The sequence below is a fragment of the Pilimelia anulata genome, from assembly GCF_014647895.1.
GTDB classification, from domain to species: domain Bacteria; phylum Actinomycetota; class Actinomycetes; order Mycobacteriales; family Micromonosporaceae; genus Pilimelia; species Pilimelia anulata.
This window is the reverse complement of the sequence record NZ_BMQB01000004.1, coordinates 263,275-277,073: the sequence shown is the minus strand read 5'-3', so window position 1 is coordinate 277,073 and position 13,799 is coordinate 263,275. Positions and strand designations below refer to the sequence as shown.

At 71.6% G+C, this 13,799-nt stretch carries 10 protein-coding genes and 1 CRISPR repeat array; of the genes, 2 read left to right on the top strand and 8 right to left on the bottom strand.

The features are described 5' to 3' along the window. Positions 1-229: 229 nt before the first annotated feature. Positions 230-3,046, bottom strand: coding sequence for a CRISPR-associated helicase Cas3' (gene cas3 / locus IEY94_RS11430; protein ID WP_189170085.1), 2,817 nt, complete (start codon positions 3,044-3,046; stop codon positions 230-232). A gap of 366 nt (positions 3,047-3,412) precedes the next feature. Beyond that, positions 3,413-3,988: direct repeats of the CRISPR family, unit length 28 nt; unit sequence GGAAGATCCCCGCGCGTGCGGGGAGCAC. Between the two features lie 241 nt (positions 3,989-4,229). Between cas3 and galE the strand changes: the two genes are divergently transcribed. Continuing rightward, the gene (gene galE, locus IEY94_RS11425; RefSeq protein WP_189170084.1) at positions 4,230-5,195 is read left to right on the top strand and encodes a UDP-glucose 4-epimerase GalE; all 966 of its coding nucleotides are present in this window, start codon (positions 4,230-4,232) and stop codon (positions 5,193-5,195) included. 334 nt (positions 5,196-5,529) lie between these two features. Here the strand turns inward: galE and IEY94_RS11420 are convergent, their stop codons facing one another. From IEY94_RS11420 to IEY94_RS11405, 4 genes are all read right to left on the bottom strand, one after another. After that, positions 5,530-6,045 (bottom strand): GNAT family N-acetyltransferase, encoded by a 516-nt coding sequence (locus tag IEY94_RS11420; RefSeq protein ID WP_229783612.1) that lies wholly within the window; start codon positions 6,043-6,045, stop codon positions 5,530-5,532. A gap of 101 nt (positions 6,046-6,146) precedes the next feature. After that, complete coding sequence (locus IEY94_RS11415) at positions 6,147-7,982, bottom strand: sugar transferase (RefSeq protein WP_306341603.1); 1,836 nt, start codon at positions 7,980-7,982, stop codon at positions 6,147-6,149. Positions 7,983-8,123: 141 nt separating this feature from the next. Next, a complete protein-coding gene (pth, locus tag IEY94_RS11410; RefSeq protein WP_189170082.1) occupies positions 8,124-8,717 on the bottom strand; it encodes an aminoacyl-tRNA hydrolase in 594 nt (197 codons plus the stop codon). 94 nt (positions 8,718-8,811) lie between these two features. Then, the gene (locus tag IEY94_RS11405; protein WP_189170081.1) at positions 8,812-9,423 is read right to left on the bottom strand and encodes a 50S ribosomal protein L25/general stress protein Ctc; all 612 of its coding nucleotides are present in this window, start codon (positions 9,421-9,423) and stop codon (positions 8,812-8,814) included. Positions 9,424-10,571: 1,148 nt separating this feature from the next. On the opposite strand from IEY94_RS11405, the gene IEY94_RS11400 reads away from it, so the two are divergent. After that, positions 10,572-11,603: a hypothetical protein gene (locus IEY94_RS11400; protein WP_189170080.1), complete on the top strand. Its 1,032-nt coding sequence runs from the start codon at positions 10,572-10,574 to the stop codon at positions 11,601-11,603. A 105-nt stretch (positions 11,604-11,708) separates the two neighbouring features. Here the strand turns inward: IEY94_RS11400 and IEY94_RS11395 are convergent, their stop codons facing one another. The 3 genes from IEY94_RS11395 to IEY94_RS11385 all read right to left on the bottom strand — a co-directional run bounded on the left by IEY94_RS11395 (position 11,709) and on the right by IEY94_RS11385 (position 13,708). Continuing rightward, complete coding sequence (locus IEY94_RS11395; RefSeq protein ID WP_229783610.1) at positions 11,709-11,963, bottom strand: hypothetical protein; 255 nt, start codon at positions 11,961-11,963, stop codon at positions 11,709-11,711. 56 nt (positions 11,964-12,019) lie between these two features. Then, a complete protein-coding gene (locus IEY94_RS11390; protein WP_189170078.1) occupies positions 12,020-12,316 on the bottom strand; it encodes a hypothetical protein in 297 nt (98 codons plus the stop codon). A 411-nt stretch (positions 12,317-12,727) separates the two neighbouring features. Next, positions 12,728-13,708 carry a ribose-phosphate diphosphokinase gene (locus IEY94_RS11385; protein WP_189170077.1) on the bottom strand — a complete coding sequence of 327 codons (981 nt, stop codon included), beginning with the start codon at positions 13,706-13,708 and terminating at the stop codon, positions 12,728-12,730. Positions 13,709-13,799: the final 91 nt, after the last annotated feature.

Here is a 13,799-nt window from a genome sequence, read left to right as displayed (position 1 = left end):
GTCGGATGGCGGTCCGACTGACGTACCACTGCCGGCCCTGCACAACGGTCCGGGATTCTGATCGCATCGTCATGGCAGCACACTAGAAGCAATTGTTTATTACTTGTGCCGACGACTCGTCTCCTTGGGGATGACGTCATCCGACCGACGGGGAATCGTGGGAGACTGTCCGCCGTTCCGGCCGCTGCCGGAGTCCTCCGTGTTTGTTGCTCGTGCGTCGCGCGGAGCATTAGTTGTCCCCGCCTGCGCGGGGTTCGTTCGCCCGAACCATCAGGCCCAGGGCGTCGTCGTACTGCAATCGATGACGGACGAGCGTCGCCATGCCGTGCTCGTCCAGAACCAGTGCGCGGCTGCGGTCGAACCATTCGTGGCCGCGCCAGCTCGGCAGCGGGGTGAGGGTGGCGACGTCCGCCTGCTGGATGCGCGAGGGCAGCGCGACGGTGTCGCCGATGACCTCGTCGGCGATTGCCGGGTCGGTGACAGCGTCGCCGTTCGGGCCGAGGTCCGTGCCGGCGAGCGTCCGGTACCCCGCTGCACTGCGGCGCACGAGGATGACCTCGAAGGACTCGGCGCCGTCGCGCACGCACGCGGCGACATCGTCGTCGTCGGCTTCGATTCCGCGCTCGTGCAGCCCGGCCAGCGTCGGCACACCGAGGCCGCGCGTCCCGGAAAGAAGGAACTTGCTGGCGTTGCCCGCCCGCCTCTCCGCCGTATCGCGCCACTGGCGGAGCGCCTCGCTCGTCGCCCGCTCCCATGCCGGCGGTACCGGCGCGTCGGGGTCGTAGCCAGCGGCGACCAGCTCGGGGGCGTCCCGCGGCAGCGACCATCCCGCGCCGGTCGATGCCGCCGCCACCAGATCGGCGGCCCGGAGCAGCGGCCAGCGGCCGTAGACCGACTCGATACCGCGGTCGAGGCGCGGCGGCCCTTCGCCCGCACGCTGCAGCCCGGTGACCACCACGCGCGGCGTCCCGAGCCCGTCGGGGCGGTCCGCTTCGGGACGGGCATGCCGGTGCAGCCGTCCGATTCGCTGGATCAGCAGGTCGATCGGCGCGATGTCGGTGATCAAGAAGTCAGCGTCGACATCGAACGACTGCTCGGCGACCTGGGTGGCGACAACGATCAGACGCAGGTCCTTGCGATCGGGGTTGTCGGCGCGGAGCTGGTCGAGCACCCGCTCCGTCCGCGTGGCCCGCGCGCCAGCGGTCAGCCGACCGTGCAGCAGCACGATGTCACCGGGCTGCCCCAACGCGGCCAGCTCGCGGTACGTGTCCTGCGCCCGCCGAACGGTGTTGCGGATGACCAGGGCGACGCCGCGATCGGGAAGCTGGCTGCGCAGCAGCTCACGCACGGCCATCGGTCCGTTGCCGTCCTCGTCCAGAATCCCGACCCGGACGCCCGCGGACGCCCGCCACGACGGCGCCGGGGCGGAAGCAGCGGTGCGGGTGCCGCTGTCATCGAGCCACACAGCCCTCGCGGCGGGATACTGTGTATCGTCCGGGAACCGGATCGTCGGCACATCCCGCTCCGCGCGTGCGCCCTGGAGCCAGGCAGCGGTGAGGCGCTCGCGGTCCTGCGAGGTCAGCGTGGCGGACAGGGCGATGACCGGCACGCCGGCGCCGCCGAGCCAACGCAGCGCCTCGACCAGGAATTCGGACATATAAATGTCATATGAGTGAATCTCGTCCAGGACGACGACCTTGCCCGCCAGTCCGAAGTGTCGGAGCATGACGTGCCTGGTGCGCGTGGCGGCGTGCAGGAGTTGGTCGATGGTGCCGACCGTGACGGGCATCAACATCCCCCGATTGCGACCCAGCAACCACCTTGAGAGAATCGCTCGGGTCGCCGGCGCGACCGGAGTGGCGGACCCGAACGGATCCTCCATCCCGCAGTCGTCGACCTCGGCGAACGTCGGCCGTTCCGCCTGTATCCGCGTGGCCCAGTCCTTATTGAGTTGCCGCTTTCCGTGCAGCAGCCCGACCGGCAGGCCGGCATCGATGGACTTCACCCACTCGATCAGCTTCGTATACATGGGATCGCATGTGGCGCGAGTCGGCATACCGAAGTAGAGGCCGTCGGCGCCGAAGCGGCGGGCGAGGATTTCCGCTGCGGCGAGTGCCGTCTGCGTCTTGCCCTCGCCGGTTGGTGCCTCGATCACCACGAACCCGGGCGCGGTCATCGACTCCACCAACTCCAGCGCCGACCGCTGGGCGGGCCGTGGTGCGTGGTCGAATCGCCACGCGGCAGCGCGCTCCGGAGCCAACGAATCGGCCACCCATCCGCCGCGCAGTTCCAACGCCTTCCAGGCGTTCGCGGCCCGACTCCGCGCCAGCGGCATGGACACGCTGTCAGCGGGCACCGGTCCGAAGTGCTCGCCGCTGGCGATCCAGTCGGCCATGATGACCGCGCCGGCGAGCGCCAACTGCAACGATCGCGAGGGCGTACCGGAGGAGGGGACGTCGCGCAGGTCGACCGCGAGCGCCTCGGCCACCGCGGTCACGACATCCGCCTGCGCGGCCGCCCAGTCGTCCGTGCCGCCGTGCGCCAGCCACTGCTCGGCCCGGCGCGCCGACGGCAGCGTCAGCGCACTCAACGCCGGCACCATGCCGTGATGGCCGGCGATGATCGGCCACACCCACTCGACTGCTGCCACGGACCACCCGAGCCGCCGCAGTACATCCCGGACGATGACCGCACCGGCGAGCGTGTGGTGCCAGCGCGCACCCGCACCGCGACTGAATCCGCCGCACCTCAGCCCCATTGCCTTGACCGCCGCAGCGAGCGCCGGATCCTTGCTCTGAAATGCGGGCGTTGCCTTTCCCACGTCGTGCAGGGCGCAGAGCAGGCGCAGAACATCGCGACCCCGACCACCGCATACGGCATCAATCCGGCGACGCATGCCGGGTGCCAGGTACACGTCCCACAAGATCTCACCGACAGCGGCAGCGTCGAATAAGTGTTGCAGCAAGGGCAGCGGTCCGCAGGCATCTCGTCGACCGGCCTTCGACTTACCCCAGAAGGCAAGGCGACGAGCCTCCACAGTGCTCATGGCGCGGAACACTAGACATGGGCTACGACAACTTCGGCCCCGTACCAGCCAGCAATCCCACCGACATCACCTAGACGAGTGAATCTAGCTTGTGCGACATAGGAACTACACCTCGTGATCGAGGAGATTCCTGCGCACCGAGCAAGACAGCGGTCGCGGCGCTCCCGAATGGCGGAAGTTCCCCCGGCGTGCGGGGAGCACCGACGGCAGCGCGGCGCCTTGGAAGATCCCCGCACGTGGTCGAACGGAAGATCCCCGCGCGTACGGGGAGCACTGGCCGCCTCGATGTCGGGGATGCGCATCCCTCGGAAGATCCCCGCGCGTGCGGGAGCACGGCCGCCGCTGGGGACGCCGCTCGGGCCGCCGCGGAAGATCCCCGCGCGTGCGGGGAGCACGTGGTCAGCGTCGCCGTCTGGGATCCCTCGGACGGAAGATCCCCGCGCGTGCGGGGAGCACTGGTGCGCAGTGACCGCCGAGGACGAGGCCAGGGGAAGATCCCCGCGCGTGCGGGGAGCACGCTGGGCGGCCTCTTCGTGCATCTCAATCAGAGGGAAGATCCCCGCGCGTGCGGGGAGCACACCGACCGTCGAGGCGGCCGCTGCGCCGTCCGGGGAAGATCCCCGCGCGTGCGGGGAGCACCCGAGCGCCCCGGCCGTGAGCAGGCCCAGGCCCGGAAGATCCCCGCGCGTGCGGGGAGCACGGGCCGATCAGGTCCGGCCAGCGGACCGGGTCGGGAAGATCCCCGCGCGTGCGGGGAGCACTCGGTGTCCGGGGTCGGTGCTGGGGTCTTGGGCGGAAGATCCCCGCGCGTGCGGGGAGCACAGTCCGGCCAGGACCCGGTCGAGGTGCTCCGGGAAGATCCCCGCGCGTGCGGGGAGCACGACGACTAGCGAAGCCGGGGCGGCTCCGGGCTGGGAAGATCCCCGCGCGTGCGGGGAGCACACTTGCTGACCTGGTGCTTTGGGGCTGGCAGTACTCAATTTCATTCAGTCGTCCGGCGGAGATCGAAATCACCCAACGTACTGAATACTACGACCGACCCCAGCCCCCTGCGTGCCCCTCGCCCACGACCTCCCACCGCGGATCGCCCCCGAGAAACTCACAGAACATCCATTGGTCCGACGATCACCCCACTCACCGACGGTCGCTAGGGTGGCGGACAGGTAGGCGAGGAGGGGTTGGCGTGCGGGTGTTGGTGACCGGCGGGGCCGGGTTCGTCGGGAGCGTCGTCACCCGGCTGCTGCTCGACGCGGATCACGAGGTGGTCGTCCTCGACGACCTGCGGACCGGCCACGCCGACGCCGTACCCAAGGACGCCACCCTCGTCACCGCGTCCCTGGCCGAGTCCGCCCGCGTCCTCACCCCCGGCTCGCGGTTCGACGCCGTACTGCACTTCGCCGGCCTCATCGCCGCCGGCGAGTCGATGGTGCGGCCGGAGCTGTACTGGGACGCCAACGTCGTCGGCTCGCTGGCGCTGCTCGACGCCGCCCGCGCCGCCGGCGTCCCCCGGTTGATCTACTCGTCGACCGCGGCCGTGTACGGCAACCCGGTCGCCGTCCCGATCCCGGAGTCGGCCGTGACCGCGCCGACCAGCACGTACGGTGCCACGAAGCTGGCCTTCGACCACGCGCTGACCTCGGAGGTGCACGCGTACGGCGTCGCGGCGGTGTCGCTGCGGTACTTCAACGTGTGCGGCGCGCTGGTCCGCGACGACGTCATGATCGGCGAGCGGCACGATCCCGAGACGCACCTGATCCCGATCGCGTTGCAGGTGGCGGCCGGTGAGCGGGAGCTGCTGGAGGTGTACGGGGACGACTATGACACCCCGGACGGCACCTGCGTGCGCGACTACATCCACGTCGCGGACCTGGCCGCCGCGCACCTGCTCGCCCTCGATGCGGCGGCGCCGGGCGCGCACCGGGTGTACAACCTGGGCAGCGGGACCGGGTTCAGCAACCTGCAGGTGGTCGAGGCCGTCCGCGAGGTGACCGGGCACCCGGTGCCGGTGCGGATCGCGCCGCGGCGGGAGGGCGACCCGGCGACACTGGTCGCGTCGGCGGAGCTGGCCCGGGCCGAACTCGGCTGGGTGCCGCGGCGGCCGACGCTGACCGGGATGATCGGCGACGCCTGGACCTTCCTCCGCCGCTGACCGCCGGACCACAATCCACCGGACCACAACCCGCCGAACCACGGCCCGCCGAACCACGGCCCGCCGAACCACGGCCCGCCGAACCACGGCCCGCCGAACCACGGCCCGCCGAACCACGGCCCGCCGAACCACGGCCCGCCGAACCACGGCCCGCCGAGCCGAGGCCGTCCGGCAGCCCGCCGTACCACGACTCGCGGACCACCGCCCGCCAGATCACGGCCCACGGACCACACCCGTCAGACCACAGCCCACGGACCACCACCCGCCAGATCACGGCCCACGGACCACCGCCCGCCGGACCACGGCCCGCCGGCTCGGCGCGCGGCGGCCCGCGTCAGTCGTCGGCGGACGGTAGCGGGGTGTCGGCGTACCAGCGCAGGGCCTCGCCGCCGATCTCCGGGTCGAAGCCGATCGTCCGGTACATCGGGGCCGCCGCCGGCGTCGCGATCAGGTCGACGCGGTGGGCGCCGCGGCCGCGGTGCCAGCGCAGGATCGCTTCCACGCACGCGCGGGCGTAGCCGCGCTCGCGGTGGCCGGGGTCGGTGGCGACGTTGAAGATGTGGCCGGCGCGGCCGTCGGGGACGCGCGGGCTGGCGATCCGGTGCTCGATCGCGCCCATCGCGCAGCTCGCCAGCTCGCCGGGGCGGTCGCCGTCGACGACCGCGATCGCCCAGTCGGGGTCGGGGCCGGCGAGGACGCGGCGCAGCGTCGCGGCGGCCGCCTGCTGCCACGGGCCGGGCGCGGCGGAGCCGTGGCAGGGGGCCTCGGCGTACATGATGCCGCTCAGCCGGACCAGCTCCGGCACGTCGGACACCCGCGCCGCGCGCACGACCACATCACCGATGTCCACCGCCGCACCCTAGCGAACCCCCGCCAGCCCGTTGCCGCGCCGCGGCCCGGACCGTCGCCCCGCACCGACCGACCCGGCCGACGCGCCGTGCGCCGGGGCGGTCAGTATGCGCCGGACGAGCGCATCACCGCGGTGACCGTGCGCAGCAGGATGACCAGGTCGAAGGTCAGCGACCAGTTCTCCACGTACCGCAGGTCGAGGCGGACGGCCTCCTCCCACGGCAGGTCCGAGCGGCCCGAGACCTGCCACAGCCCGGTCATGCCGGGCTTGACCGCCAGCCGGCGGCGCATGTCGTCGGGGTACACCGCGACCTCCTCCGGCAGCGGCGGGCGGGGGCCGACGAGGGACATGTCGCCGCGCAGGACGTTGAGGAGCTGGGGCAGCTCGTCGACCGACAGGCGGCGCAGCCAGCGGCCGACCGGGGTGACCCGGGGGTCCTCGCGCATCTTGAACAGGACGCCGTCGTACTCGTTCAGGTGGCGCATGCCGGCCAGCCTGGCCTCGGCGTCGAGGTACATGCTGCGGAACTTGAAGATCTTGAACGGCTCACCGGTCCGCCCGACCCGGACCTGGCGGAACAGGACCGGGCCGCGCGAGTTCAACCGGATCGCCGCGGCGGCGCCGAGCAGGACGGGGGCGAACAGCAGGAGCAGGCCGGCGGCGGCGACCCGGTCCACGATCTCCTTGACCACCCGGGCGGCGCCGGACAGGCGCGGGTGGTCGACGTGCAGCATGGGCAGGCCGTCGACCGGGCGGATGGTGGTCCGGCCGCCGGCGACGTCGATCAGGGCGCTGGCGACGATGAGGTCGACGTCGTCGCGTTCGAGCTGCCAGGCGAGCCGGCGCAGGTGCTGGCCGTCCAGTTCGGGGCAGGACAGGACGATGACGGTGTCCGCGCCGGCGTGGTCGACGGCCTCGGCGACGTCGTGGAAGCTGCCGTACACCGGCAGGCCCACCTGGCCGTCGTGCCGGGCGGGCAGGCAGGCGCCGACGACCTGGAGGCCGTGGAAGCGCTCGCGCTTGAGCTGCCGGGTGAGGTGGATGACGGCCAGTTCGTGCCCGACGACGAGCACGCGGCGCAGACATCGGCCGCGGCCGCGGTACCGGTGCAGCTTCTTGCGGATCGCGAACCGGACCAGCACCACGCCCAGGGTGGCCAGCGGCAGCGCCACCAGCACGTAGCTGCGGGCGAGCTGGATCTCGAACGCGTACGACACGATCGCCGCGGCCGCGGTCAGGCTGAGCCCGCCGCGGATGACCCGGTGGTACTCGTCGTTGCCGACGTAGAGGAAGCGGCGCTCGTACGCCTTGGCGATCGCCAGGACCCCGACCAGCGCGACCGGCAGCAGCACCGAGGCGAGGATGTACGGCCAGTTGTACGACGTGACGTCGCCGCCGAACCGGACGCCGAAGGCGAGTACGCCGGCCAGCGCGCCGACGGCCAGGTCGCCGGCGACGAGGGCGGCGACGTACCGGCGCTGCCAGCGGGTCCGGCGGTCGTGCGGCGGCGGGCCGGAGCGGCGGTGCAGCGCGGGGTCGATCCGGCCGGGGCCGCGGCGCGGGCGGACGAGGTCGCCGGGCGGACGGTGGTCGGCGCCGGGCGGGCGGTGGTCGGCGCCGCCGTACAGGGCGGCGGGGCGCGGGTCGGCGAACACGGCGTCGTCGCCGGTGCGCGGGCGGACGGTGGTCGGCGCGGTGGCCCGGCCGACGGCGGCGATCAGCGCCGGGTCGGCGAGGCGGGAGCCCGGTGGGACCCGACGCGCGCCCGGCTCGGCCGGGCGCGCGTGGAGGGGATCTGCGTCGGTGGGGCGGCGGGCCCCGGGTGGCCCGGCGCGATGGTCCTCGCGGATGGCGGCGAGCAGGAACGTGTCGTCGTCCGGGACGGGCGCCGGCCCGGTTCCGGGCGCGGCGTCATCACCGATCGTCTGGCGGCCCACTGCTGCCCTCCCCCGCGCGCCATCCCCTGCGCGCTTCGTCGCCGGCTGCATCCACGCGAACCAACGGACGTGGCCGTTCGCGTGACACGGCGATCGGGCGTACGGCGGACTCCCCGGGCGTGCGGACCGGGGCGTAACGCCCTAAATGCCGTGGAACATATTCTGCGTTGGCTCCAACCCTTTGGTCATCAGCGACTCCACCACATCGCCCGCTCTGTCGATCAAAAAATCTATCTCTTTACGCTCGACCGAGGAAAAGTTGGACAATACGTAGTCAGCCGCATCCTGCCGACCGGGGGGCCTGCCGATGCCGCACCGTACTCGCAGGTAGTCGCGCGTGGCAAGGGATCGGCTCAGCGAGCGCAGTCCATTGTGCCCGCCCTCGCCGCCGCCGCTCTTGGCCCGGACCTGCCCGTACGGCAGATCCAGCTCGTCGTGCACGGCGATCACCCGGTCGGGCGTGCCGCCGTAGAACCGCAGCAGCGCCGAGGCGGGCCCGCCGGACAGGTTCATGTACGTCAGCGGCTTCACCAGCACCAGCCGCGGCGCGTCCGTGCCCACCCCCAGCCGGCCCTCGGCGACCTCGGCGACGGCCCGCTTGTGCCGGCCCGGCCGGACCCGCAGCCGCCGCGCCAGCAGGTCCACCACCAGGAAGCCGATGTTGTGCCGGTGCCCGGCGTACTCCGGACCCGGGTTGCCCAGCCCGACGACCAGCCACGGCGCGTCCTCGGCCATCTCCCACCTCTCGTACGGCGCAGAGGGCAGACCCCCACCGGGAGTCTGCCCTCTGCGAACGAACTACGCAGCCCGACACCCGCCGGGCGCGGGGTCACGCCTCGGCGGCGGCCTCGCCCTCGGCGGCCGGCTCGGCCGACTCGCCGCTGAGCTGCTCGGCGGTGAGGGCGGCGGAGACGACGGCGAGGACCAGGTCCGGCTCGGCCGCCAGCTCGACGCCGCTGGGCAGGACCAGCGAACCGGCCAGAACCTGCGTACCGGCGGCGGCGCCCTCGATCGACGCCTCCAGGTGCTCGGGCACGTGCAGCGCCTCGGCCACCACCGACACGGTCGCGTTGTCGACGACGACCAGGGTCTTGCTGGCCGGGGTACCGGTGAGCTGCACCGGCACGTCCAGGGTCACCCGCTCGCCGCGCTTGACGATGATGAGGTCGACGTGGTCGAACGAGTCCTTGATCGGGTCCCGCTGGATGGCCTTGGGCAGCGCCAGCGTGGTGGCGTCCCCGGCGATGTCGATGTTCAGGACCTGGGTCATGCCGCCGTTGCGGATGGCGGCCGCGAACTCCCGGGCGGGCAGGGAGATGTGCTTGGGCTGCTCGCCGTGGCCGTACAGCACGGCGGGCACCTTGCCGGCGCGGCGGGTACGCCGGGCACCGCCCTTGCCGAACTCGGTACGAAGCTCGGCGCTGATCTTTACCTCGGACACGGGAGAACTCCTGATGCTGATTCGGGCTGCGTTGAGGTCGATGGCGGTGCCGGGCGGGGGCGCGCGGGACATACCAGCCCGGAGCACCGCGTCGATCACAGTGCGTCCGCGCGGGGCCGGGCGCCCACCGCCGACCCCGGCCGCCGAGCGGCGGATCGGTCGTGGTGAGCGTTGGCGCGGCCCGCTGGGCACCCTCGCCGTGGCAACCTGCCCAGCGTACCCGACCCGGCCGGCGCCCCTCACACCAACCCCGACACGCGCAAGTCCCCCACCGGCGTGTCCCCCAACCTCATCCCCCTGCCCCTCCGACCCCTCCCCGACCTGGCCTTTCGCCCCGATTCCGGTCCGACGCGGGCGGGGCCGGGGTCGGGCTGCGGCCGGCTTCGGGCTGCCCGGTCGGCTCACCGATTGCTCGGCCGGTGGGGGTGGCGCGCCCAGTCGGGCGAGGCCGGGTTCGGTGGGGCGGTGGGGCGTTCGGTGGGGTGCGGCGGGCCGGGAGTTGGGCTGCTGTACCCGCGCAGGGCGGTCAGGCTTGATCCCTGCGCGGGTACAGCAGCCCAACTCCCTTCAACCGTCACGGCCCGTACAGCCCGGCCGATCCGTACCCGGTACACCCGGCAACTGCCGCGAAGCGGCCCCCGGCTTGTACGAGATGACGAGGGCTGTTTGCCCGAGCCGGCCGACGCGGTCGCCCAGCGACGCCGCCGGAGTGGATGACCTCGCCTTGGACCGCAACCGGCCTCGGAGGGCGTGGTCGCCGAGAACGGCGGCCGCCGCGCTGCGCCCCCGCCCGGTCCGCCCGCCGCCTGCCCGAGGCGGCGATATCATCCATCCGGGCAGGTACCCGCTGCCCGCATTGTGGGCGGGCCCCATGGACCAACGGTCAGCCACAGGCCTACACGCCGGCGATGCCTGTCGTGTTCGAGGTCTCCACCGACAGCGCCGCGACGACCGGCCGCCTGGCGGCCTGCCGTGCGGTAGCTGCGCCTGCGCGCCGACCTGTCGGTGTACGCGGCCACCATGCTCGTCAACGAGTAGCCGCACCGTCCGGGCCGGGACATCACGGGACGGCTGGGCGTGGCGAGGGGTCGGTCAACGACGTGGTCGCTACGGTTGCCGACACCCACACCCTCCAACAAGGAACTGCCGTGCCGCTCACCCAGAAGATCGTCAGTCGGCTAGCGTTCATCCGCTTCCTGCACCACCAGGGCGTGCAGCAATCCCGCCTGCCCGATCCTCAGTCGTCGTCCGCGGTGATGACGCTGCACGACGCGGTGGAGGCGTTCCTGCTGCTGGCCGGCGAACATGTCGGCTGTCCCGGTAGCCGGGAGTTCGAGAGGTATTGGGATGCGTTGAGCCCGGCTAAGTGCGCCGATGGCGTGGACCTCGCGGGCAAGCAGGGAATGACACGGCTCAACAGGGTTCGGATTGCGCTCAAGCATCACGGCGCGCACCCCAACACGGCCACGATCAACCAGATCGTGGAGGACACGGCCACTTTCTTCGCCGCCAACACCCAGATCGTCTTCGGCGTGGACTACGCGCAGGTGTCGATGGCTGACGTCATCGAACAGGAGATGGTGCGCGAACTGGTTCGCGTGGCGGAAGCGGCCGCCGGCGAGGGGAGTTTCACCGGCGCGATGGTTGCCCTGTCCGACGCGTACGACCTCCTGCTCACCCCACGCCGTTCCGACCAGCGGGAGGTGTCACCACTTCGCTTCGGTGATAACCTCCGGCACCGTTCGAGCTTTGATGATCTTGTTCGCGTGCTACAAGGACCCCGCCGGGAGCGTGGAGTCAGCGCCGATGCGCAGCGGCCGCGCGCCGTCGCCCGGCAGCTCCATCAGGTCACCGAGATCGTCACGCAGCTACAGGCTGCTGCCCGGATCACCGCGCTCGGATTGGACTACGCCGCCTACCTGCGGTTCGCCAGCCTCACCCCACACCACATCGACTTCTTCGGCGGGCAGCGGAAGTACCGGGCACCGAAGGGCTATGCCCCCGGAGCGGAAGACGTCGAGTTCTGCCACCAGTTCGTCGTCACCGTCTCGCTGCGGCTGACCGAGGCACACGCACACCTCACGCCGCCGCCGTGGCTGACGCCGAACGCAACGGCGGCTTGGATGCGTGAGTGGGAGACCCTGGACGTCGGCGCGATGCCATCGGAGGGCTACCTGTAGTCGCCGCGCGGGAGGTCGGTACGGCGACACGGACGGGCACGCCGCTCAACCCCGGCTGTGGGAGTCGAGCGGCATGCAGGGCCGGGCGGTGACCCACGCGTCTGCCTACGGGTGTGGACCGACAGTGATGAGGGTCAGCTCGTCCGAGCCGGGGCCGTGGCAGTAGAACAGCCGCCAAGCGCCCGGCGTGCGGTTCTGCACGGACACCTCCCACACCGGCTCCCCCGGGATGACCGGGGGCAGCGAGCTGTACTGGTGGGCGTTCAGGCTCGGATACCGGGGGCCGAAGTCCTGCAACAAACGCAGTGTCTTGCGGATTGCCTTGAGCTTGACCGCGTTCTGCTTCGGCTTTCTCTCCAACTCGGCAATGACCTTGGCGTACTGCTCCGACGGGCGCAGCACGAACGGCGGGGCGCTCACTCCCCGTCGAGGTCGTCGTCAGCGTCGTCGTCGCCGAGTTCCAGCGGCGGGCCGATGCGGCCGGCGCGCACGTCGGCGATACCGGCGGCGAGGCTGGCGGCCAGTTCCTGGTTCTCCCAGACGATCAGCTCGCGCTTGGGGATGCTCACCACCGGGGTCAGCAGGTACTGACCGTCAGCGTTGGTGGCTACGGCGAACCGGTCCCCGTCCTTGACGCCCATCGAGCCCAGCGCCACCCGGGCGCGCCCTCCGGCCGTCACCTCGCCCACCGGGCGGAAATCCTGCACCGTCATGTACCCAGTATGCCCGCGCGCGGCAGTGCGGGCAATGCCCGCGCGCGGGCCACTCAATTTCGAACGTGCGTTATGCCGTAGCTCGCTACTACCGACACTCTGACCACTTCCGCCAACGCCGGCGGTACGCGAAACGGACATCGAGCAAGAGATCACCTGGACGGCCCGTGGGGCGAAGGCCAACGCGTACGTGATCACCCGATGCCCGTCCCGAGCCCGGCAGCAGCCACGGTGCCGGCGACTCAAAGGCCGCGGCGTACGGACGGTTCCGGCTGAAGGGATCGGGGCTGCGCCACCCGCGCAGGGATCAAGCCTGACCGCCCTGCGCGGGTGGTGCAGCCCCGATCCCGGCCGCAAGGCCGGAAGAAACGGCCGAAGGCCGAAACACCCGACGGCGCAGCCGAGGAGGCCCTAGCTGAGCCCCCCGAACAACGTCGTCACCGAGCCGTCGTCGAAGACCTCGCGGATCGCCCGGGCCAGCAGCGGGGCGATCGAGAGGACGGTCAGCTTGTCCATCCGCTTCTCCGACGGCAGCGGCAGCGTGTTCGTCACGACGATCTCCGAGATGCGGCTGTTCTTCAACCGCTCGGTCGCCGGGTCGGACAGCACCGCGTGGGTCGAGGCGACCAGCACGTCGGCGGCGCCCGAGTCGAACAGGATGTCCGCGGCCTTGGCGATCGTCCCGCCCGTGTCGATCATGTCGTCGACGATCAGGCAGACCCGGCCCTCGACGTCGCCGACGACCCGGTTCGCGACGACCTGGTTCGGCTTGAGCGGGTCGCGGGTCTTGTGGATGAACGCCATCGGCGAGCCGCCCAGCCGGTCGGTCCACCGCTCGGCGACCCGGACCCTGCCGGAGTCCGGGGCGACGACGGTGAGCTTGCGGCCGGCGTACTTGCCCTCGACGTACGAGGCGAGGGTCTCCATCGCGAACAGGTGGTCGACCGGGCCGTCGAAGAAGCCCTGGATCTGGGCGGTGTGCAGGTCGACGGTGAGGATGCGGTCCGCGCCGGCGGTCTTGAGCAGGTCGGCGACGAGCCGGGCGGAGATCGGCTCCCGGCCGCGGTGCTTCTTGTCCTGCCGGGCGTACGGGTAGAACGGGAGGACGACCGTGATCCGCTTGGCCGAGCCGCGCTTGAGCGCGTCGACCATGATCAGGGTCTCCATCATCCAGGTGTTGACACCGTGCGTGATGGACTGGACGACGAAGGCGTCCGATCCGCGCACCGACTCCTTGAACCGGATGAAGATCTCGCCGTTGGCGAAGTCGTACGCGTCCGTCGGCGTGGGCGCGATCCCCAGCACCTCGCCGATCTCCTCCGCCAGCTCGGGGAAACCCCGCCCCGAGAAGAGCATCAGGCTCTTGCGATTCTCCGCGACGATGCTGCCCATCAGGTCCGTCCCACTCCTTCAACGCGTCGGGGGGTTGCGCGGTGCGCACCGAAGTCTGCCCTGGCCACGACCATGATCGACAGAGCGGTTC